The organism is Amycolatopsis sp. NPDC003731 (assembly GCF_053586895.1).
Map to the genome: position 1 here is coordinate 128,981 of NZ_JBSFNC010000002.1, position 20,029 is coordinate 149,009.

At 70.3% G+C, this 20,029-nt stretch carries 19 protein-coding genes and 1 tRNA gene; 7 read left to right on the plus strand and 13 right to left on the minus strand.

The genetic code is table 11. The annotated features are described in order from the left end of the window. Positions 1 to 85: 85 nt before the first annotated feature. On the minus strand, positions 86 to 820 hold the full coding sequence (locus ACWDN5_RS01700; protein ID WP_449673854.1) for an ABC transporter permease: 735 nt from the start codon (positions 818 to 820) through the stop codon (positions 86 to 88). Then, positions 817 to 1,530 (minus strand): ABC transporter ATP-binding protein, encoded by a 714-nt coding sequence (locus tag ACWDN5_RS01705; protein WP_310968311.1) that lies wholly within the window; start codon positions 1,528 to 1,530, stop codon positions 817 to 819. The genes ACWDN5_RS01700 and ACWDN5_RS01705 overlap by 4 nt, the downstream gene beginning before the upstream one ends. A 169-nt stretch (positions 1,531 to 1,699) precedes the next feature. Between ACWDN5_RS01705 and ACWDN5_RS01710 the strand changes: the two genes are divergently transcribed. Continuing rightward, positions 1,700 to 3,520 carry a histidine kinase gene (locus tag ACWDN5_RS01710; RefSeq protein ID WP_449673855.1) on the plus strand — a complete coding sequence of 607 codons (1,821 nt, stop codon included), beginning with the start codon at positions 1,700 to 1,702 and terminating at the stop codon, positions 3,518 to 3,520. Continuing rightward, the gene (locus ACWDN5_RS01715) at positions 3,460 to 4,113 is read left to right on the plus strand and encodes a response regulator (protein ID WP_449673856.1); all 654 of its coding nucleotides are present in this window, start codon (positions 3,460 to 3,462) and stop codon (positions 4,111 to 4,113) included. Before ACWDN5_RS01710 ends, ACWDN5_RS01715 begins: the two co-directional genes overlap by 61 nt. On the opposite strand, the gene ACWDN5_RS01720 is transcribed toward ACWDN5_RS01715, so the two are convergent. Then, the gene (locus tag ACWDN5_RS01720) at positions 4,110 to 5,456 is read right to left on the minus strand and encodes an FAD-dependent oxidoreductase (protein ID WP_449673857.1); all 1,347 of its coding nucleotides are present in this window, start codon (positions 5,454 to 5,456) and stop codon (positions 4,110 to 4,112) included. The genes ACWDN5_RS01715 and ACWDN5_RS01720 overlap by 4 nt on opposite strands. An 84-nt stretch (positions 5,457 to 5,540) precedes the next feature. On the opposite strand from ACWDN5_RS01720, the gene ACWDN5_RS01725 reads away from it, so the two are divergent. The 4 genes from ACWDN5_RS01725 to ACWDN5_RS01740 all read left to right on the plus strand — a co-directional run bounded on the left by ACWDN5_RS01725 (position 5,541) and on the right by ACWDN5_RS01740 (position 8,018). Next, positions 5,541 to 6,185 carry an aminodeoxychorismate/anthranilate synthase component II gene (locus ACWDN5_RS01725; RefSeq protein WP_449673858.1) on the plus strand — a complete coding sequence of 215 codons (645 nt, stop codon included), beginning with the start codon at positions 5,541 to 5,543 and terminating at the stop codon, positions 6,183 to 6,185. Further along, positions 6,182 to 6,973 (plus strand): ABC transporter ATP-binding protein, encoded by a 792-nt coding sequence (locus ACWDN5_RS01730; RefSeq protein WP_449673859.1) that lies wholly within the window; start codon positions 6,182 to 6,184, stop codon positions 6,971 to 6,973. Before ACWDN5_RS01725 ends, ACWDN5_RS01730 begins: the two co-directional genes overlap by 4 nt. After that, positions 6,961 to 7,602 (plus strand): hypothetical protein, encoded by a 642-nt coding sequence (locus ACWDN5_RS01735; protein ID WP_310968306.1) that lies wholly within the window; start codon positions 6,961 to 6,963, stop codon positions 7,600 to 7,602. Before ACWDN5_RS01730 ends, ACWDN5_RS01735 begins: the two co-directional genes overlap by 13 nt. 98 nt (positions 7,603 to 7,700) lie before the next feature. After that, a complete protein-coding gene (locus ACWDN5_RS01740; RefSeq protein ID WP_449673860.1) occupies positions 7,701 to 8,018 on the plus strand; it encodes an effector-associated constant component EACC1 in 318 nt (105 codons plus the stop codon). A 50-nt stretch (positions 8,019 to 8,068) separates the two neighbouring features. On the opposite strand, the gene pknB is transcribed toward ACWDN5_RS01740, so the two are convergent. The 7 genes from pknB to ACWDN5_RS01775 all read right to left on the minus strand — a co-directional run bounded on the left by pknB (position 8,069) and on the right by ACWDN5_RS01775 (position 17,524). Next, positions 8,069 to 10,042 (minus strand): Stk1 family PASTA domain-containing Ser/Thr kinase, encoded by a 1,974-nt coding sequence (pknB, locus tag ACWDN5_RS01745; protein ID WP_449673861.1) that lies wholly within the window; start codon positions 10,040 to 10,042, stop codon positions 8,069 to 8,071. After that, on the minus strand, positions 10,039 to 11,379 hold the full coding sequence (locus ACWDN5_RS01750) for a serine/threonine-protein kinase (RefSeq protein WP_449673862.1): 1,341 nt from the start codon (positions 11,377 to 11,379) through the stop codon (positions 10,039 to 10,041). Before ACWDN5_RS01750 ends, pknB begins: the two co-directional genes overlap by 4 nt. A gap of 3 nt (positions 11,380 to 11,382) precedes the next feature. Continuing rightward, positions 11,383 to 12,852 (minus strand): peptidoglycan D,D-transpeptidase FtsI family protein, encoded by a 1,470-nt coding sequence (locus tag ACWDN5_RS01755; protein ID WP_449673863.1) that lies wholly within the window; start codon positions 12,850 to 12,852, stop codon positions 11,383 to 11,385. Further along, the gene (locus ACWDN5_RS01760) at positions 12,849 to 14,336 is read right to left on the minus strand and encodes an FtsW/RodA/SpoVE family cell cycle protein (RefSeq protein WP_310968301.1); all 1,488 of its coding nucleotides are present in this window, start codon (positions 14,334 to 14,336) and stop codon (positions 12,849 to 12,851) included. Before ACWDN5_RS01760 ends, ACWDN5_RS01755 begins: the two co-directional genes overlap by 4 nt. Then, positions 14,336 to 15,733 (minus strand): PP2C family protein-serine/threonine phosphatase, encoded by a 1,398-nt coding sequence (locus ACWDN5_RS01765; RefSeq protein WP_310968300.1) that lies wholly within the window; start codon positions 15,731 to 15,733, stop codon positions 14,336 to 14,338. Before ACWDN5_RS01765 ends, ACWDN5_RS01760 begins: the two co-directional genes overlap by 1 nt. Beyond that, complete coding sequence (locus ACWDN5_RS01770) at positions 15,730 to 16,191, minus strand: FHA domain-containing protein FhaB/FipA (RefSeq protein ID WP_003079002.1); 462 nt, start codon at positions 16,189 to 16,191, stop codon at positions 15,730 to 15,732. The genes ACWDN5_RS01765 and ACWDN5_RS01770 overlap by 4 nt, the downstream gene beginning before the upstream one ends. Positions 16,192 to 16,291: 100 nt before the next feature. Beyond that, positions 16,292 to 17,524, minus strand: a complete 1,233-nt coding sequence (locus ACWDN5_RS01775; RefSeq protein WP_310968299.1) for a DUF3662 and FHA domain-containing protein — start codon at positions 17,522 to 17,524, stop codon at positions 16,292 to 16,294. A 130-nt stretch (positions 17,525 to 17,654) separates the two neighbouring features. Here ACWDN5_RS01775 and ACWDN5_RS01780 point away from each other — a divergent pair. Next, positions 17,655 to 17,737: transfer RNA gene (locus ACWDN5_RS01780), tRNA-Leu, on the plus strand. A 97-nt stretch (positions 17,738 to 17,834) separates the two neighbouring features. Here the strand turns inward: ACWDN5_RS01780 and ACWDN5_RS01785 are convergent. From ACWDN5_RS01785 to ACWDN5_RS01795, 3 genes are all read right to left on the minus strand, one after another. Further along, positions 17,835 to 18,566: a S1 family peptidase gene (locus ACWDN5_RS01785; RefSeq protein WP_310968298.1), complete on the minus strand. Its 732-nt coding sequence runs from the start codon at positions 18,564 to 18,566 to the stop codon at positions 17,835 to 17,837. 106 nt (positions 18,567 to 18,672) lie between these two features. After that, positions 18,673 to 19,425 (minus strand): S1 family peptidase, encoded by a 753-nt coding sequence (locus tag ACWDN5_RS01790; protein WP_310968297.1) that lies wholly within the window; start codon positions 19,423 to 19,425, stop codon positions 18,673 to 18,675. 145 nt (positions 19,426 to 19,570) lie between these two features. After that, entirely contained in the window at positions 19,571 to 19,945 is a 375-nt protein-coding gene (locus ACWDN5_RS01795) for an FKBP-type peptidyl-prolyl cis-trans isomerase (protein WP_310968296.1), read from the minus strand. Positions 19,946 to 20,029: the final 84 nt, after the last annotated feature.

Sequence of the window (20,029 nt, forward strand, 5' to 3'; positions counted from 1 at the left end):
TTTGAGCAGGGCCACCCTCTTGGCTACCGGCCGGGTGGCCCGGCCACAAGAGAAAACGATGATCATCACCACTTTGGCGGAAGGCTCACTCCCAGCGGAACAACCGGGCCGCCAGCGCCGTCCCGAGCACCGCGAAAGCGGCGAGTGCGGCCAGCTGCAGCGGCTGCACGCCGGTGCCGACCCAGGCGTCCTGCAGCGGCTGCGAGCCCGGCGGCACGTAATCGCCGATCCGCTGCAGCACGACCGGCATCAGCGGCCGCGGCAGGTACACGCCGCCGAAGAACATGATCGGGATGAACAGGATCATCGCCAGCGCCCCGGCGCTCTTGGCCGTGCTCGCGATCGACGCCGTGATCAGGCCGAGCGAGAACGTCGAGACCACGCCGAGCAACAGCGTCAGCAGGAACACCAGCGGGTGCTTCGGCAGCGGGACGTCGTAAGCGATGTCGGCCGCGCCGAGCAGGAGCGCGATGCCGGCCAACGCCACCGCGACGTGGATCGCCAGCTGCGCCACCAGCAGGTTCGCCGGGTGCACCGGGGTCGTCGCCAGCCGGCGCAGCACGCCCTGCTCGCGGTAGGTCGCGACGGCGGCGGGGATCGACTGCAGCGCCAGCATCGCCAGGGCGATCACCACCAGCGACGGCACCCACGCGTCGATGAACCGGTACCCGCCCGCCTTCTCGCTGGGCTCGGTCATACCCGGGATCGCGCCGATCGCGAGCAGCAGGACCGTCGGCAGCAGGACGCCGGCGATCGCCATGAACGGCGACCGGAGGAAGACCTTCGCCTCGGTCGCGGTGATCTTGGTGAAGGTGCTCATCGGGCGCTCCTGGTCAGCGAGACGAACGCATCGTCCAAAGTGGAGGCTCCGGCCGTGGCGCGGAGCTCGGTCGGGGTGCCGGTGGCGACCACGCGCCCGGCGTCGAAGATCGCCACGCGGTCGCAGAGCCGCTCGGCTTCGTCCATGAAGTGGGTGACGAGCAGGACCGTGACGCCGGCGGCGCGCACGCCTTCGACGAGCTGCCACGTTTCGCGGCGGGCGTGCGGGTCGAGCCCGGTGGTCAGCTCGTCGAGGATCGCCAGCTCCGGCTGTCCCACCAGGGCCAAGGCGATCGAGACGCGCTGCTTCTGACCGCCGGACAGCTTCCCGAAGTAGCTCCGGGCGTGGTCGCGGAGGCCGAGCTGGTCGAGCAGCACGTCGATGTCGGCCGGCTCGGGGTAGAAGGACGCGAACAGCTCCAGGGCTTCCCGCACCCGCAGCTTCGCGGGCAGCCGGCTTTCCTGCAGCTGGACGCCGACGCGGCGGGTGAGGGCGAGGTGGTCGGTCGCCGGGTCGAGGCCGAGCACGGAGATCGTGCCGCCGTCGGCCCGGCGGAGACCCTGGAGGCATTCGACGGTGGTGGTCTTCCCGGCGCCGTTCGTGCCGAGGATGCCGAAGATTTCGCCGCGCTCGACGGTGAACGAAACGCCGTCGACCGCGACCCGGGTGCCGTAGCGCTTGCGGAGATCGGTGACTTCGATGAGTGGCATGGCTCCGAAACTACGAACCGGGAGCCGTCGGGGTAATGACGCTGAATCCCCAGCTCAGGTAGCGTTTTGCTGAAGCGGGGGTGGGGCTGGGCCCACCCCTTTCGGGGGGCTTCGGGCAGTGCGGTGCGCGGGCGGTCCGGCCAGGATCTCCAGGGGAAGGAGGTGCCGGATGACGTACCTGCGCGCGATCGGCCGGGCGTTCGCGCTGGCGGCGTTCTCGTTGCTCAGCTGGGTCGACGTGCTCGTCCAGCTGGTCGCGTTCGTGCTGCTCTGCGGCGGGCTCGTCTTCTTCCTGGGCCCCGCGGTCGAATGGTCCCGCGGCCGGTCGGCGGTGGTGCGGACGCTGGCCGCGCGCTGGTGCGGCGTCGAAGTTGCGGCGCCGTACCGGCCCGAGCCGCCGGAGCCGGTGCGCGAGCGCGACGGCTGGTACCGCGAGGGCAACCAGCTCTACAAGCGGGCGTTCTGGATCCGCTGGCAGCACCGCCTCACCTGGGCGCTGGAGGACCCGGCGGCGCAGCGCGAATTCAGCTGGCAGCTGGTGAACCCCCTCGTCACGCTGCTGCTGCCGGTGGCCGTCCTGCTCGGCGGGCCGCGGGTGCTGCGCGGCTACGGCCGCTGGACGCGCTGGTGGCTCGGGCCGCGCCCGCCCGCCGAGTCACGCAAGAGCCGGCCGCACCGGCACCTCGAAGCGCTGGGCCACCAGTTCGGCATCCTCGCGCTTTCGGTGGTGCAGCTGGCCTTTTCGGTGGTCCAGCTGGTGGTCGTGGCCTTCGCCACGCCACTGGCACCCCCGGTCGTGCTGTGGAGCCGCTCGATCACCGACACGCTGCGCCGCGAAACCGAAAACTGGACCGGGGTGCGGATCTCGCGGCCGTACCAGCCGGCGCCCGGGTTGCCGCTGCCCCGCCCCGACGGGCTCTACCAAGTCGGCCGGCAGCTGTACGACGAACTGCTCTGGCCGCTCCAGAACGCCCGCACGAAGTGGATCCTGGGCGACCGGGCCACCTGGCGGGACATGGCCGGCGGCGCACTGAGCTCCCTCGTGTCGCTCGCTTGCTCGTTACCGGCGCTCGTCTTGTTCGGCTGGGGCATGACCGGTATCTGGCTGCTCTGGGTGTGGCGGCCGTTCGTGTCGTCCCGGGTCCAGTGGTCCCCGCTGCCCGAGGTGTCGACGCACCTCGGTGCGCTCGCGCAGACGCCGTTGATCCTGCTGGCGCTGGTCATCGCCGTGGCGCCGGCGCCGTGGCTCGCCCGGCAGCAGGCCCGCTTCGCGCGGGTGTGGTTCGGGCCGACCGAGTCCTCCCGGCTGGCCCAGCGCGTCGAACGGCTCGAGCGGACGCGTTCCGACGTCACGGTCACGCAAGCGGCGGAACTGCGCCGGATCGAGCGCGACCTGCACGACGGCATCCAGTCGCGACTGGTCGCCATGGGCATGAAGCTGGGCGCGGTCGAGGCTTTGGTGGACACCGACCCGGAGGCGGCGAAACGGCTGACGGCGGAACTGCGCGCGGCGTCGTCCGAGGCGCTCACCGAGCTGCGGGCGCTGATCCGCGGCATCCACCCACCGGTGCTGTCCGAACGCGGGCTGCTGGACGCCGTCCGCGCGCTGGCGCTGGACAGCCCACTGAAGGCGCAGGTCACCGGCTCGCTGCCGGGCCGCGCCGAGGAACCGGTGGAGTCGTGCGTGTACTTCGCGGTGTCCGAACTGCTCGGCAACGCGGCGAAGCACGGCGCCAAGCGGGTGACGATCGAGGTGGGGGTCGCCGACGCGCTGCTGACGGTCGTGGTGACCGACGACGGCCCGGGCGGCGCGAGCCCGGCCCGCGGTTCGGGACTGCGCGGAATCGAGCGCCGGTTGGGCGGCTTCGACGGTAGGTTGACGCTGACCAGCCCGATCGGCGGCCCGACGAAGGCGACCTTGGAGATCCTGTGTCAGCTCGACCAAGAACCCTCGTCGCCGAAGACCAGTACCTCCTCCGAGACGGCCTGACGCATCTGCTGACCGCACACGGCTTCGACGTCGTCGCGGCGGTCGCCACCGGCCCGGAACTCGTGGCGGCGCTGCGTGAACACCGGCCCGAGGTGTCCATTGTGGACGTGAGGATGCCGCCGACGAACACCGACGAGGGTCTGCAGGCCGCGCTGTCCGCCCGCCGCGAGGTGCCCGGCCTGCCGATCCTGGTGCTGTCGCAGCACGTCGAGCAGCTGTACGCGCGCGAACTGCTGGCCGACGGCACCGGTGCGATCGGCTACCTGCTGAAGGACCGCGTGTTCAACGCGGAGCAGTTCATCGACGCCGTCCGCCGGGTCGCGGCGGGCGGCACCGTGATGGACCCCGAGGTGATCGCGAAACTGGTGGCGGGCAACGCCTCCGACCCACTGGCGGCGCTGACCCCGCGCGAGCGCGAAGTCCTGTCGCTGATGGCGGAAGGCTGCTCCAACGCGGCGATCGCCTCCCGCCTGCACTTCAGCGAAGGAGCGGTCGGCAAGCACACGGCCAACATCTTCGCGAAGCTGGACATCACCGCTTCGGACGACACGAACCGCCGGGTGCTCGCCGTCCTGGCGTACCTGGGTTCCTAGCCGCGCGAGATCCGGGTCATCTCGTCGCGCTCGACGACCTTGACCCGGTCGCGACCCGCCGCCGAACCCAGCGCCTTCTCGTGCGCGTCGAGCCGGCCCCAGCCGTCCCAGTTCGTGAACGGGATGCCGCGCGTCTCGAGGAAGTCGAGGATCGCGTCCGATGAGTCGAACTTCGGGGTGGCGAGAGTGTCCGCGTCCGCCAGGAGGCTGGCGATCGTCTCGGCCGCGTCACCCTTCGTGTGGCCGATCAGGCCGACCGGGCCGCGCTTGATCCAGCCCGTCACGTACACGCCCGGCAACTGGTTCTCGTCGAGGTCCAGCACGCGCCCGGCCTGGTTCGGCACCACGCCGGCGACGTGGTCGAAGGGCAGTTCGGGCAGGTGCGACGACAGGTAGCCGACCGCGCGGTACACCGCCTGGACGTCCCAGTCGTGGAACTCGCCGGTGCCGCGGACGTTCCCGTCGCCGGTCAGCTCGGTCCGTTCGGTGCGCAGGCCCGTCACCTTGCCGTCCTCGCCGAGGACCTCGGCGGGCGAGTGGAAGAAGTGCAGGTGCAGCCGGCGCTGCCGGGTGCCCGGCTCGCGGATGGCCCACTCCTGCAGCGTCTTCACGACCATGTCGATCTGCTTGGACGCGCGCAGGGCCGCGATGCTGCCCTCGTCGAACTCGATGTCCTCGGGGTGGACGATGACCTCGACGTTCGGCGAGTGGTCCAGTTCCCGCAGCTCCAGCGGCGTGAACTTCGCCTGCGCCGGGCCGCGGCGGCCGAACACGTGCACGTCGGTCACCGGGCTGGCCTTGAGGCCCTGGTAGACGTTGTCCGGGATGTCGGTGGTCAGCAGCTCGTCGGCCGTCTTCGCCAGCACCCGCGCCACGTCCAGCGCGACGTTCCCGACGCCGAGGACGGCGACCGAGGACGCGGTCAGCGGCCAGGTGCGGGGGACGTCGGGGTGGCCGTCGTACCAGGAGACGAAGTCGGCGGCGCCGTAGCTGCCGTCGAGGTCGATGCCCGGGATGTCGAGCGCGCGGTCGGCGGACGCGCCGGTGGAGAAGATCACCGCGTCGTAGAACTCGCGCAGCTCGTCGAGCTTGATGTCGGTGCCGTAGTCGATGTTGCCCAGCAGCCGGATGTTCGGCTTCGAGAGCACCTTCTCGAGCGCCGTCACGATGCCCTTGATGCGCGGGTGGTCGGGCGCGACGCCGTAGCGGATCAGCCCGAACGGCGCGGGCATCCGCTCGAACAGGTCGATCTGCACGTCGGCGTCGGACTTGTCGAGGATGTCGGCGGCGTAGATGCCGGCGGGACCGGCACCGACCACGGCTACACGAAGAGAACGGCTCACCCGACCCACGGTAAGTTAGGATTACCTAACCTGAAATGTGATTTGGCGTACGGTCCACGGACTGGGAGCCGGTAAGCTCGGTACATGCGCGTTCTCGTCGTCGACAACTACGACAGCTTCGTCTACAACCTGGTCCAGTACCTGGCCCAGCTCGGCGCCGACTGCACGGTCTGGCGCAACGACGTCGTGGCCCTCGACCGCGTGCCGGAGTTCGACGCCGTGCTCGTCTCGCCCGGCCCCGGCACCCCCGAACGCGCCGGCCAGAGCATGGACGTCATCCGCAAGTGCGCCGAAACACGCACGCCGATGCTCGGCGTCTGCCTCGGCCACCAGGCCCTCGGCGTCGTGTACGGCGCGACCGTCGACCGCGCGCCCGAGCTGCTGCACGGCAAGACGAGCCAGGTCCGCCACACCGGCGCCGGCATCCTCGAGGACCTGCCGGAGGAGTTCACGGCCACCCGGTACCACTCGCTGACCGTGCTCCCGGACACGATCTCCGACGCCGTTTTCGAGATCACCGGGCGCACCGAGTCCGGCATCGTGATGGGCATGCGCCACCGCGAGCTGCCCCTCGAAGGCGTCCAGTTCCACCCGGAGTCCGTGCTCACCGAAGGCGGCCACCGGATGCTCGCGAACTGGCTGGCCACCGCGGGCCACCCCGTGGATCCGGCCCGCGTGAACGAGCTCGAGCGGGCGACCAAGGCGCTCCAGAAGGCCGCTGTTGCGTGATCCGGCTCGAGGGGGTCGGCAAGCGGTACGGGCGCGGTGACTTCGTCCTGCGCGACGTCGATCTGACCGTCGAGCCCGGGCACGTCGTCGGCATCCTCGGCAGCAACGGCTCCGGGAAGTCGACGCTGCTGCGGATCATGGCCGGCGTCTCGCACGCGACCACCGGAACGCTCACCGGCACCCCGCGGATCGGCTACCTGCCGGACCGCTTCCCGGCGGGCCAGCGCATGGGCGCCCGCGCCTACCTGCGGCACATGGCGCGCATCCACGGCCTCACCGATCTCTCGACGATCGACCCGCTGCTCGAACGCCTCGACCTCGTCGGCGGCCCGACGGCACCGCTGCGCACCCTGTCCAAGGGCAACGCGCAGAAGGTCGGGCTCGCCCAGGCGGTGATGGTCCGGCCCGACCTGCTGATCCTCGACGAACCGTGGTCCGGTCTCGACGTCGGGACGCACACGATCCTCGGCGAGCTCGTCGCCGAGACGCGGGCGCGCGGGGCGAGCGTCGTGTTCACCGACCACCGGCCGCAGGTGGTGCACGACCACGCCGACGTCGTCCACCTGATGCGGGAAGGCCGGCTCACCGCGGAAAGCGCGGAGCCGACCACCCGGATCGTGCTGCGCGGCGGCGACACCGGCTGGGCCGACGAGCCGGGCGTGCGGCACGCCGTCGCCGAAGGGTCCCAGGTGGTGCTGACGGTCGAGGTCGCCCGCGTCGACGCGGTCTTGAAGCGTGCCCTCGAAGCCGGCTGGTCGGTGCGGGAGGTGGCGCCGTGCTCGCCCTGACCCGCTACCACCTGGCGCTGCTCGGCCATTCGCAGCGGTACCTGCCGGCGTTGCTGGCCTACCTCGCGCTGTGCGTGATCCTCTACGCCGACCCGCATTCCCCACCCCTGCCGCTGTTCGGCATCAGCGCCGGCGGCCTGCTGGTCGTCTCGTGCTGGCTGACGATCGCCCTGCTGGACATCGAAGATCCGGTGCAGCGCCTGGTGACCTTGAGCCACGCCCGGCAATGGCGTCGGATGATCACCGGCGCGATCTTGACGGTGCTGGCCTGTTCGCTGGTCCTCACCGCGATCACCGAGGTGTGGTCGGCGGTCAAGTCGTTCAAGGTCCAGCCGGCGGCGCTCGGCATCGGGTTGCTCGCGCACCTCGCGTGCACGCTGCTCGGCATCGCGATCGCCCTCCCGTGCTCGCGGCTGCTGGTCCACCGCATCGGCTGGACGGTCCTGGCGGCGGTGATCACCCTCGTCGTCGTCCTGCTGGCGAAGATTCCCTTGGTCCACCCCCTCCTGCACGCCCTCACCGACGACGAACCGGTCGGCGGCCCGCTGGTGCTGGCCCTGGTGACGTCGGTGGCGATGCTGGCCGCCAGCTTCTACGCCGTTTCGGAACTCGTGCGCCGCCGCTCCTGACTGCAATTTGCCATCTTCAATTTCCGGCCCGGGCTTCCAGCCGGACCGCGGGGCGGACTAAGGTTCGGGGCCTCCGGTTCCGGGCGAAGGGAGATCGGGTGACGGCTGGGATCGTCGCGATCACCGTGCCAAACTCCGACGGCGAGCTTCCGGAGCTCGCCGCCTGGCTGCGTGGCGAAGACGAACTCCGCGGCCGCGTCCAGGTATTCGACGCCGTCGTGGTCGGGGTTTCGAGTTCCTCCGCCGGTGTTTTCTGCCGTTCGCTGTTCGCGTGGCTGACCCGGGGGCGCGAAGGCCGCGTCTCGCTGAAGGTCAAACGCTCGGGCGCCGCCGAGGAACTCGAGCTCGACTTCGGGGCCGCGAGCGACGCCGATCAGGTTCTCGGTGCCGTACAAGGATTTCTCGATAAGCCCTGACAACGAAAGAGGCCCGCACGGCGAACCGTGCGGGCCTCCTTCATCTCTGGCTAATTCGTCGGTCTGGTATTCGAAGTGGTGGGGAACGGGAACCCGCTGCCTTCGGACACGTTGACCGTGACGTTCTGGTCCTTGCTGATCTGCGAGCCCGGACTCGGGTTCTGCCCCGTGATCGTGCCCTCCGGCGCGTTGCTGTTCTTGTCGGACTTCTGGTTCAGCTTGCCGGTCCAGCCCATGCTCGACAGCTTGTCCTGCGCCTCGTCGACGGTCATCCCGACCAGGCTGGGCATCTGGATCTGGCTCGAGCTGTCCGGCCCGGTCGACACGGTCAGGGTGATCTGGCTGCCCACCGCCACCTGGCCGCCGTTCGGGTTCTGGGTGATGACCGTGTCCTTCGGGACCGTGTCCGAAGCCTGGTCGACCCGCCTCGTCGTGAAGCCCTGGCCCTCCAGCGCCGACTTGGCCTGCGAGTACGGCTTGCCGGTGAAGTCGGTGACCGCCTTGAGCTGCTTCGACTTGCCGATCGTGATCTTCACGCTGCTGCCCTGGGCGACCTCGGAAGCCGCGGACGGCGTCTGCGACTGCACCAGGCCGACCTGGTTCTGGTCGGTGACCTCGGTTTCCCCGACGCTCGGGTCGAGGGTCAGCTTCGCTTCGGTCAGCAGCTTCTCGGCGTCCTCGCGCGTCTTGCCCTTGAGGTCCGGCACGCTGGCCTTGCCCGGTGCGACGCCGACGTACAGCGTGATCTTCGTGTTCGTCGCGACCGAGACCCCGGCCGACGGGTCGGACTTGATGACCTTGTTGATGTCGTCCTGGGTGCACTCCGGGTTGCCGTCGGTCGGCGTGACCCCGCAGGTGATTTGCTTCTGCTCGATCGTGCCGTCGAAGCCCTTGCTCTTCAACGTCTCCCGGGCCTGGGGCACCGTCTGGTGCGTCACGTCCGGGATCGCGACGGTGCCGCCGTCGTTGCTCTTGAACGCGTTCGACAGCCACATGATCAGCAGCACCGAGCCCAGCACGAAAATCGCCGCGAAGACGGCGATGAGCGTGCGGCGACGGCGCTTGGCCTTCGGGTCTTCGTCGTCCGGCTCGGGGTACTCGTCGTAGCGCTGCGGCTGCCGCCGGTCGGCGTTCATCACCTGCGTGCGCTCGTCCTCGGACATCACCATCGGCGCCACCGGGCGCTGGCCCGAGAGCGTGCGCACCAGGTCCGAGCGCATCTCCGCCGCCGACTGGTAGCGGTTCGCCGGGCCCTTGGCCAGCGCCTTGAGCACGACCGCGTCGAGCTCCGGGGCCACCGCCGGGTTCACCGACGACGGCGGGTTCGGGTCTTCCCGGACGTGCTGGTACGCCACCGCGACCGGGGAGTCACCGGTGAACGGCGGCTCGCCGGTGATCAGTTCGTACAGCACGCAGCCGGCCGCGTAGACGTCGGAGCGGGCGTCGACCGACTCGCCGCGAGCCTGCTCCGGCGAGAGGTACTGGGCCGTGCCGATCACCGCGGCCGTCTGGGTCATGGCGGACTGGCCGTCGTGCATCGCGCGCGCGATGCCGAAGTCCATCACCTTGACCGCGCCGTTCTTCGTGATCATCACGTTGGCCGGCTTGACGTCGCGGTGCACGATGCCGTGGCGGTGCGAGAAGTCCAGCGCCGCGCAGACGTCGGCCATGACCTCCATCGCCCGCTTCTGCGACATCGGGCCTTCGGTCTTGACGATGTCGCGCAGCGTCCGGCCTTCGACGTACTCCATGACGATGTACGGCAGCGGCCCGAACTCGGTGTTCGCCTCGCCCGTGTCGTAAACCGCGACGATCGCCGGGTGGTTCAGCGCGGCGGCGTTCTGCGCTTCGCGGCGGAAGCGCTCCTGGAACTGCGGGTCCCTGGCGAGGTCGGCACGGAGGATCTTGATCGCGACTTCCCGGCCGAGACGCACGTCGTGGCCGTGATGGACCTCGGACATGCCTCCGTAGCCGAGCGTTTCGCCCAGCTCGTACCGGTTGGAGAGCAGTCTGGGTGTGCTCATCTCTGGGTGCCGTTCCATTCCGTCCAAGGTGTGGTCATGATGCCTTGCCGGCCATCGTCGGTCGTGCCGGGAGTGCCCGCCGGGTAGCCGGACTGCTCCGCGGGCACCTGTCTGCCCGGGAACACCTGGCTCTGCGGCTGGCCGGTGTGCGGCGGCGAGCTGTTGCCGGCACCCAGCATCTTCGCCACCAGCACGATGCCCGCCACCAGGACAACGAGCAGGATCGCGGCGAGAAGCGCCCACCAGCCCCACTGCGTCTTCTTCCGCGCGGCCGGCAGCATGACCTGCCGCGGAGCGGGGCGGGACGGCGGGCCGATGGCGATCATCGGGTTCATCGCGGGCGACGGCGGGCCGCCCGGCATCGGCTGCTGCGGGGGCAGCTGCTGCGGCGGGATCGGCACCGGCATCGACGGGGGTGGTGGCGGCTGCTGCACCTGCTGCGGCACCACCGGCTGCTGGCCCGTCGTGTAGGTGGCGTTGACCAGCCCGGACGGCGTCGGCAGCGGCAGCCCGGAGCGGACCGCGGCGACGGCGGAGGCGAACTCGCCGCCGTTGTTGTAGCGCTGCCGCGGATCCTTGACCAGGGTCGCCTCGATCACCGCGCGCGCCGCGGGCGGCACGTCCGGCGGCAGCGGCGGCGGCAGGTCGCGGATGTGCATCATCGCGACCGTGACGGCGTTCTCGGACAGGAACGGCCGGTGCCCGGCGAGGCATTCGTAGCCGCACACCGCCAGCGAGTAGACGTCGGACGCCGGTTCGGCCGGCTGCCCGAGCGCCTGCTCCGGGGCGATGTAGTGCGCGGTGCCCATGACCATGCCGGACCGGGTGACCGGGGCCGCGTCCGCCGCCTTCGCCACGCCGAAGTCGGTGATCTTCACCTGCCCGGTGGAGGTCACCAGGATATTGCCCGGCTTGACGTCGCGGTGGACCAGGCCGTGCGAGTGGGCCGCCTGGAGCGCGTTGCCCGCCTGCTCCAGCATGTCGAGGGTGAACTCCGCCGACAGCCGCCCGTGCTTGGCCAGCAGGCCGGCCAGCGGGTCGCCGTCGACGAGCTCCATCACCAGGTACGCGATCGACAGGTCGCCGTCGGCGATGGTCTCGCCGTAGTCGTGCACCGCGGCGATGCCGGGGTGGTTCAGGGACGCCGTCATCCGCGCTTCCGTGCGGAAGCGGTGGAGGAACTCGGCGTCGCCGGAGAGTTCGGCCTTGAGGATCTTGACGGCCACGGTCCGGTCGAGCCGGGTGTCGCTGGCCTGCCAGACCTCGCCCATCCCGCCGACGGCGATCCGGCTCGTCAGCTTGTAGCGGTCGGCCAGCAGCTGACCGGAGGACAGCATGCGCTATCCACCCCCGAGCTTCGCGTTGATCGCCGCGCGGCCGATTTCCGCCGCGACCGTGCCGCCGGTGGCCGCGAGGCCGCGGTTGCCGCCGTCCTCGACGATCACGGCGACCGCGATCTGCGGGTTGTCGACCGGGGCGAAGGCGGTGTACCAGGCGTGCGGTGCGGTGTTCTTGGAGTCCGTGCCGTGTTCGGCGGTGCCGGTCTTGGACGCGATCTGGACGTCCGGGCGCTTGCCACCGCCCTTGGTGAAGCCTTCGGAAGCGACCATCATGTCCTTGAGGATGGCGGCGTTCGCCGACGACAGCGCCGGGGTGCCGGTGAGTTCGGTCGGGCTGTAGTCCTCGATCGTCGACAGGTCCGGTGCCAGCACCGACTGCACCAGCTGCGGCTTCATCGCCATCCCGCCGTTGGCCACGGTGGCCGCGAGCAGGCAGTCCTGCAGGGGCGTCAGCCGGACGTCGCGCTGGCCGATCCCGCTCTGGTAGAGCGCGCCCTGCGAGTCGAGCGGGCCGACGGTCGACGGCGCGACCTTCATCGGCACGGTCAGGTCGGTCTGCCCGATGCCGAAGTTCGCCGCCGTCTTCTTCATCTTGTCCGGGCCGAGCTTGCCGGCGAACTGCGCGAACGGCACGTTGCAGGAGTGCGCGAGCGCGTCCTTGAACGTGTCGCCGGGGCAGCCCTGGCCCGCGTAGTTCTCCAGCGTGACGTTCGTGCCGGGGAGCTTGGTATTCGGCGCGGTGTCGACCTTGGTGTCGGGGCCGTTGCCGTCTTCGAGCGCGGCTGCCGCGGTGACCAGCTTGAACGTCGACCCCGGCGGGTAGGTCTCCGAGATCGCCCGGTTCAGCATGGGCTTCTTCGGGTCCTTGTTGTTCGCGGTCCAGGCGTCGGTCTGCGCCTTCGACGTGTGCGAGGCCAGCTGGTTCGGGTCGTACGACGGCGTCGACACCATCGCCAGGATCCGCCCGGTGCTGGGCTCCATCGCGACGACGGCGCCGGTGTAGTTCTTCTGCGTCATCAGGTCGTACGCGGCCTTCTGCACGGCCGGGTCGATGGTCAGCCGGACGTTGCCGCCGCTGGGGTCGCGGCCGGTGACCATGTCCGACAGCCGCCGCACGAACAGCCGCGGGTCGGAGCCGTTGAGCACGTCGTCCTCGGCGCGCTCCAGGCCGCCCGCCCCGTAGTTGATCGAGTAGTAGCCGGTGACCGGCGCGTACATCGGGCCGTCGGCGTAGGTCCGGATGTACTTGTACTTGTCGTTCGACGGGTTGACGCTGGCCAGCACCTCGCCGTTGGCCTGCGACACGATCTTGCCGCGCTGGCGGGCGAACTCGTCGTAGAGCACCCGCGCGTTGCGCGAGTCGGTGCGGTAGTCGTCGGCCTTCACCACCTGGATGTAGGTGGCGTTGGCCAGCAGCAGGACGACCATCACGAGCATCGCCATGCCGACCTTGCGGAGCGGGGTGTTCATGCCTGCGCGCCCCCCTCCGCCGGCGGGCGCTGCACGAGCACGGTGTGCGCTTCCGCGATCGGGGCCTGCGGCTGCTGCTGCGGCTTCGGGCGCGCGGCCGGCTTGCGGGCCGCGTCGGAGATGCGGAGCAGCAACGCGACCAGGATGTAGTTCGCGAGCAGCGACGAACCACCCTTCGACAGGAACGGGGCGGTGATACCGGTCTCCGGGATGAGTTTCGTGACCCCGCCGACGACGACGAAGATCTGCATGACCATGGTGAACGCGAGCCCGCCGCCCAGCAGCTTGCCGAACGTGTCGCGCACGGCCAGCGCGCTGCGCATGCCGCGCATCGCGACCAGCAAGTACAGCATCAGCACCGCGGCCAGCCCGATGAAGCCGAGCTCCTCGCCGATCGACGCGGTGATGAAGTCGGTGTTGGCCTCGGGCACCATGTCCGGCCGGCCGGCGCCGAGCCCGGTACCGCCGACGCCGCCGGTGCCCAGCCCGAACAGGCCCTGCGCGAGCTGGTAGCCGCCGCCGGCCTGGTCGTAGGTGGCCAGCGGGTCCAGCCAGTTCGCCACGCGCTGCTGGACGTGCGTGAAGAGGTTGTAGGCGATGATGCAGCCGACCGCGAAGAAGCTCAGGCCGAGGACGACCCAGATGACCCGCTCGGTCGCGACGTACAGCATCACCAGGATGACGCTGAAGAACAGCAGCGACGTGCCGAGGTCCTTCTCGAACACCAGGATGCCGATGCAGACGAACGCGGCGATCAGGATCGGGCCGAGGTCGCGGGCGCGCGGGAGCTCGACCCCGACCAGCTTCTTGCCCGCCACCATGAACAGGTCCCGCTTCGACACCAGGAACGAAGCGAAGAAGACCATCAGCAGGATCTTCGCGAACTCGCCCGGCTGGATCGAGAAGAACGGCAGCTTCAGCCACACCTTGGCGCCGTTGACCTCGGACAGGCTCGACGGCAGCAGCGCGGGCAGCGCGAGCGCGACGATGCCGACCAGGCCGGCGGTGTAGCCGTAGCGGGTCAGCGTGCGATGGTCGTTCACCACGATCAGGACCACGACGAAGAACACGAGCGAGATCACCGTGAACAGCACCTGTGCGGTGACCGCGGGCGTGTAGTCCTTGCCGTTCTGCGTGGCGCGCTCGGCCAGGGCCAGGTCGATCCGGTGGATCATCACCAGCCCGATGCCGTTCAGCAGCGCGACGCAGGGGAGCAGCACCGGGTCGGCGTACGGCGCCCACTTGCGGACGGCCAGGTGCGCCGCGCCGAAGATGGCGAGGTAGGCGAGGCCGAGCCAGATGATCGACCAGGTCAGCTCCTGCTCCTGGTTGGCTTCGACCAGGACCAGCGCGATGGTGACGATGAGGGAGGCGAACCCCAGCAGCACCAGCTCGGTGTTGCGGCGGGTCGGGACCTCGCGCGGCGGGTTCGTCTGGAACTGCGCGGCGAGCGGTTCGGCGGAACGCGCGACGGGCTGGCCCATCAGTTACCGCCTCCCGTCGTCGGTGCCGTCGAACTCGGCGTCGAGCAGTCCCTCCCCGCTGGCTGGTTCGCCGACGACGGAGCAGTGGAGCCGGCCGGAGCCGACGGAGTCGTCGTCGGCGTGGCCGTGGGGGTCGGCGTCGAGGACGGCTGACCGCCCGCCGGCGCGCAGTTGTTCAGGCGCTTGCGCAGCTGCAGGAAGTCGTCGATGTACTTCCGCGCTTCGTCGAGGCTGTCCTTCTTGACGCCGTTCTGCACCGCCAGCCGCGCGTCCTCCTGGAGCTGGGTGACGCGCAGCTTGTCCGTGCACACCTGGCTCGGCGGGCAGGACCCCTGCTCGTAGGCGTGCAGGTCGATGCCGAGAATGCTGCCGGGGACGCCGCGGTAGATCACGACCTCCCCGTCCGCTCCCTCGCCGACATAGTACTGACTCAGCACGAAGTAGCGGGTGGCGATGGCGGCCGCGGCGAGCACGACGAGGACCACCAGCGCTCCGGCCAGCCAGCGGAACCGCTTCCGGCGCCGGGCCTTCGGGTCTTCTTGCGGCTGCGGCAGTTCCTGGCGCGGCGGCGGGGGCGGCTGGGTCAGCGCCCGGGCCCGGGCCGCGGGCGAGTCGCCCTGGTGCCGTTCGTCGCTGCCGTCCCCGGCGGCGCCGCCCACGATGGGCGCGTCCTCGCCGAAGTCGACGTCGACCACGTCGGCGATGATCACCGTGACGTTGTCGGTGCCGCCGCCCTTGAGCGCCAGCTCGATCATCCGGTCCGCGCACTGCTGCGGGTCCGGGATCTGCACGGCCTCGGCCAGCGTCTCGTCGCTGACCATGCCGGACAGGCCGTCCGAGCAGATCAGGTACCGGTCGCCGGCGCGGGCTTCGCGCACGGTCAGGCTCGGCTCGACCTCGTGCCCGGTGAGCGCCTTCAGCAGCAGCGACCGCTGCGGGTGCACCGCGGCCTCTTCGGGCGTGATCCGGCCCTGTTCGAGGAGTTCGTTGACGAAGCTGTCGTCGCGGGTGATCTGCGCGAACTGACCGCCGCGCAGCAGGTAGGCGCGGGAGTCGCCGACGTGCACCAGCCCCAGCCGGGTGCCGGCGAACAGGACGGCGGTGAGCGTGGTGCCCATGCCGTCCAGGTCCGGGTCCTGCGAGACGAGTTCGGCGATGGCGGCGTTGCCGTTCGCCACCGCCTCGCGCAGCTGGGCGAGCAGGTCGTCGCCCGGCTCGTCGTCGTCCAGCGGGGCGAGGGAGGCGATGACGACCTTGCTGGCGACTTCGCCCGCCGCGTGCCCACCCATGCCGTCGGCGAGCGCGAGCAGGCGAGGGCCGGCGTACACGGAGTCCTGGTTGCTCGAACGCACCAGGCCCCGGTCGCTGCGGGCTGCGTAGCGGAGGACGAGAGTCATGGGCGAAGCTCGATCACCGTCTTGCCGATCCGGATGGGGACTCCGAGCGGGACCCGGAGGGGTGCAGTGACCTTAGCCCGGTCGAGATAGGTGCCGTTCGTCGAGCCCAGATCTTCCACGTACCAGTCCTCGCCGCGCTGGGCGATCCGGGCGTGCCGGGTCGACGCGTAGTCGTCGTCGAGGACCAGCGTGGAGTCGTCGGCCCGGCCGATCAGGATCGGCCGGCCGTCCAGCGCGATGCGCGTCCCCGCCAGCGCGCCGTGGGTGACCAGCAGCTGCTGCGGCGACTTGCTGTTGCGCGGCTTCTTCTCCTTCTTGCGCCCGAAGGTCGGCACCTGGACGCGCATGCCCGACGCCGCGTAGAGGTCCGAACGGACGACTCTGAGCGCGGCGAACACGAAGAGCCAGAGCAGCACGAGGAAGCCCACCCTGGTGAGTTGTACGACCAGCTCTGGCACTTGGTGTGTCCGCTCCCGACTCTTCCGCGCAGCCGCGACGCGGGTACGCCGCGGTCCCCCCGCACGTCAATTCTGCGGGAACAGTATTCCGGGTCCCGAGTCAGCCCTGTGTACGGAACACGAGGGACGAATGACCCACCCGGATGACGTCGCCGTCGGCGAGCTGCCAGGTCTGGACCGGCGTGCCGTTCACCGTGGTGCCGTTGGTCGAACCGATGTCGGCGAGCGTCGCGCTCTGGCCGTCCCAGGTGATCTCCAGGTGCCGGCGCGAGACGCCGGTGTCCGGGAGGCGGAAGTCCGCGTCCTGGCCGCGGCCGACGACGTTCCCGCCCTGCTTCAGCGAGTACGTCCGGTTCGAGCCGTCGTCCAGCTGCAGGCTCGCCGCGAGCGCGCGGCCCGGCGCCGGCGGGGCGTAGCCGCCCTGCTGGCCGTACGGGTCACCGGCCGGCTGGCCGTACGCCTGCTGCTGGCCGTACTGGTCGTACCCGCCCTGCTGCTGGCCGCCGTACTGGTCGTAGCCACCCTGCTGGTAGCCGCCCTGGTCGTAGCCGCCGCCCTGGGGCTGGCCGTAGCCGCCCTGGTCGTAGCCGCCACCTTGAGGCTGCGCGTACCCGCCCTGGTCGTAGCCGCCGCCCTGGGGCTGCGCGTAGCCCTGGTCGTAGCCACCCTGGGGTTGCTGGCCGTACTGGTCGTAGCCACCACCCTGCTGCGGCTGGCCGTACTGGTCGTAGCCGCCGCCCTGGGGCTGCTGGCCGCCGTACTGGTCGTATCCACCCTGCTGGCCGTAACCCTGGTCGTACCCGGGCTGCTGGCCACCCTGCTGTCCGTAGCCGTACTGGCCCTGCTGGCCGTACGGGTCACCCTGGTCGTATTGGCCGTAGCCGGGGGGCTGGCTCATTGCTGGGTCTCCTGCGTTGCTGGGTCGTGCCGACCGCGGTGAACCGGCGCCTGAGGGGCGGGCGTCGGGATCGACGGACGAACGGGTCTTGAACTGTCCAGTATGCAGCGCCTCGTTGCGCTCGAGTGATACGACGACGTCACCATAGGTGTCCAGGCCCTCGGCGGCGAGGTGTTCCGCGACCGCCTTCGCCAGCACCTGGGTGACGCGTTGCTCGTCACCGGCCATGCGCTCGTGGTCAGCCGTCCCCAAGGACACGATGTAGTGATTCGGGGCGAGCTGCCGACCGCCTGCCAGCTCACGAACGTTCTCCTCACTCTCCCGCTCCAGGGCGATCGCCACTTCCTGCGTGACGACGTTGCCACCGAACATGCGCGCGAAAGTGTTCCCCACCAGGTTCTCGAGTCGCCTGTCGAATCGTTCGGCGCGGCCCACCGGGGAAAACCTCCTCACACGTGTGCTTCCGCACCGATCCTATCCGGGTGAGCCAGCCTCTACACGGCCCCCGGTGAAAGCCGTTAAAACGACCTGCTAGTCTTCTCCTCGCTGCCGCAAGGAAGCACTCGGGCGAGTGGCGGAATGGCAGACGCGCACGGTTCAGGTCCGTGTGTCCGAAAGGACGTGAGGGTTCAACTCCCTCCTCGCCCACATCGAAAAGGGCCCCGGCTCCCCGCCGGGGCCCTTTTTCACGGCTTGGACCAGGCCGTGGGGTATGTCACGAACCCCCTGTTCGCCCTGGGCGAAGTTACGCCGTGTGGGTGGTGATCCAGTCCGCGATGACGTCCGCCCGGCTCGTCGTTTCGATGCCCGCGTGGGGGCAGTCCGGCCCCGTGGCTTCCAGCGAGACCAGCTGATCGCCCGAAAAATAGGGGGCGCCGGAGTCGTACGTGCACGCGCTCGTGGTGATCTCCGGGGCCGCGCCGCGGACACCCAGCGTCGTCGGGTCCACCTTCGCGATCGCCACCGTGCCCTGCTGGAGGCGGGTGGCCGGCTTGGGGTTCGCGGCCGTGAGGCTGCCCCAGCCCGCCAGCGTCAGCTGCTGGCCGACCTTCGGGACCGCGCGGCTCACCGCCAGCGGCGTCACCGCGGTCACCGGGGAGTCGAGGCGGACCAGGGCGACGTCGTTCTCCGTCGCCTGGAGGACCTCGGTCGCCTTGCGGGCGATGCCCGACTCCGCCTCCTCGTCGGTCAGGCCCAGCGTCACCGTCGTCGGGTACGGGACCTTGCCCGAGACCCGGTCGCGGTGGGCGTCGTGGAAGCAGTGGCCGGTCGTCAGGATCCAGGCGGGCGCGACCAGCGCGCCCGTGCAGTAGCTGCTGTACGTCGAGCCGTCCGGGCGCGGGATCTTCGTCATCGCCAGCTTCGCGACGAACCCGTACCGGCCCGGTGGGACGTCGGTGCCGTGGGCGACGGCCCAGGCGGCGGGAGCGGTGGAGACGGTCAAGACAGCAGCGGCGAGCAGGGCGCGCAGGCGCATTCTTCCCCTTCGTCGAGTCGGTGGTCGACGTCCGACGTTAGGGCCGCGCCTCCCGTCCTGGGAATTCCCTGGCCGGGCGTCACCCGGGTGACGCCCGGCCGCGGGCTCAGCCGGTGTGGGCGGCGATCCAGTCCGCGACGACGTCCACGCGCGAGGTCGTCTCGAGCTGGTTGTGCGGGCAGTCCGGGCCGGACGACTCGACCGACACGAGCTGGCCGCCGGAGCCGGCCGCGACGAAGTAGGGCGCACCCGAGTCGTAGACGCAGGCGCTCGTCGTCGACGTCGGGGCCACGCCCTGCACGCCGAGCGTGGAAGCGGCGACCTGGCCGACCTTCACGGTGCCCTGCTGCAGCTTCGTCGACGGAGTGGGGTTGGTGGCGGTGAGGCTGCCCCAGCCGGCCAGGGTCAGCAGCTGGCCGGCCGACGGCGTGACCCGGTTGACCGTCAGCGGGGTGATGCCGGTGACGTCCGCGTCGAGGGTGGCGATCGCGATGTCGTTCGCGCTCGCCTGGTAGACGGTGACGACGTTGCGGACCACCCCGGGCGTGCTCTGGTTCACCGTGCCGAGCAGCACCGACGTCGGGTACGGCACCGGGCCGGAGACGCGGTTGCGGTTGGCGTCGTGGAAGCAGTGACCGGCGGTGATGAGCCACTTCGCCGCGATCAGGGCGCCGGAGCACGCGCTGTTGTACTTCGTGCCATCGGGCCTGGGGATGTTCGTCATGGTGAGCTTGGCGGCGAAGCCGAACTGGCCGGCCGGGACGTCGGAGCCGTTGGCCACGGCCGAGGCCGGCGCCGCGGTGGCGAGCCCGGCGGCCAACGTCAGCAGGGCAGCGGAAAACACTGCGCGAACGCGCATCGGTGGATCCCCCCTTTTCGTGCACCGGCGATGGCTGCCGGTGATCACTTGCGAGGGTAGCGACGGCTCGGGCGCCGCAAAGGCGCTGCTTGGAGCAAAAAACCGGCCCCGGCGGGGATGCCGGGGCCGGTTTGCCGGGAATGAACTAGTTCACGCCGACCAGGTCGACGACGAAGACGAGCGTCTCGCCCGGCTTGATCACGCCGCCCGCGCCGCGGTCGCCGTAGGCCAGGTGCGGCGGGATGACCAGCTTGCGGCGGCCGCCGATCTTCATCCCCGCGACACCCTGGTCCCAGCCGGAGATGACCTGGCCGGCACCGAGGCCGAAGCGCAACGGCTCGCCGCGGTCCCAGGACGCGTCGAACTGCTCGCCGGTCGAGTGCGAGACACCCACGTAGTGCACGGTGACGGTCTTGCCCGCCGTGGCCTCCGCGCCGTCACCGACCGTGATGTCGGTGATCTCGAGGTCGGCCGGCGCAGGTCCGTCCGGGCGGTCGATGAGGGGCTTTTCCAAGGTCATGGGCCTCACCGTACCCACGCCGTTCCGGCTGCGCCGATCGGACTACGCCCAAGGAGGGGAAAAACGCGAAAAGTCTTCACACTT

Coding starts and splice junctions, on each gene's coding strand:
- ACWDN5_RS01700 (WP_449673854.1), bottom strand. CDS start 820: ATGAGCACCTTCACCAAGATCACCGCGACCGAGGCGAAGGTCTTCCTC.
- ACWDN5_RS01710 (WP_449673855.1), top strand. CDS start 1,700: ATGACGTACCTGCGCGCGATCGGCCGGGCGTTCGCGCTGGCGGCGTTC.
- ACWDN5_RS01725 (WP_449673858.1), top strand. CDS start 5,541: ATGCGCGTTCTCGTCGTCGACAACTACGACAGCTTCGTCTACAACCTG.
- ACWDN5_RS01750 (WP_449673862.1), bottom strand. CDS start 11,379: ATGCTGTCCTCCGGTCAGCTGCTGGCCGACCGCTACAAGCTGACGAGC.
- ACWDN5_RS01790 (WP_310968297.1), bottom strand. CDS start 19,425: ATGCGCGTTCGCGCAGTGTTTTCCGCTGCCCTGCTGACGTTGGCCGCC.
- ACWDN5_RS01795 (WP_310968296.1), bottom strand. CDS start 19,945: ATGACCTTGGAAAAGCCCCTCATCGACCGCCCGGACGGACCTGCGCCG.
- pknB (WP_449673861.1), bottom strand. CDS start 10,042: ATGAGCACACCCAGACTGCTCTCCAACCGGTACGAGCTGGGCGAAACG.
- ACWDN5_RS01785 (WP_310968298.1), bottom strand. CDS start 18,566: ATGCGCCTGCGCGCCCTGCTCGCCGCTGCTGTCTTGACCGTCTCCACC.
- ACWDN5_RS01705 (WP_310968311.1), bottom strand. CDS start 1,530: ATGCCACTCATCGAAGTCACCGATCTCCGCAAGCGCTACGGCACCCGG.
- ACWDN5_RS01760 (WP_310968301.1), bottom strand. CDS start 14,336: ATGGGCCAGCCCGTCGCGCGTTCCGCCGAACCGCTCGCCGCGCAGTTC.
- ACWDN5_RS01755 (WP_449673863.1), bottom strand. CDS start 12,852: ATGAACACCCCGCTCCGCAAGGTCGGCATGGCGATGCTCGTGATGGTC.
- ACWDN5_RS01765 (WP_310968300.1), bottom strand. CDS start 15,733: ATGACTCTCGTCCTCCGCTACGCAGCCCGCAGCGACCGGGGCCTGGTG.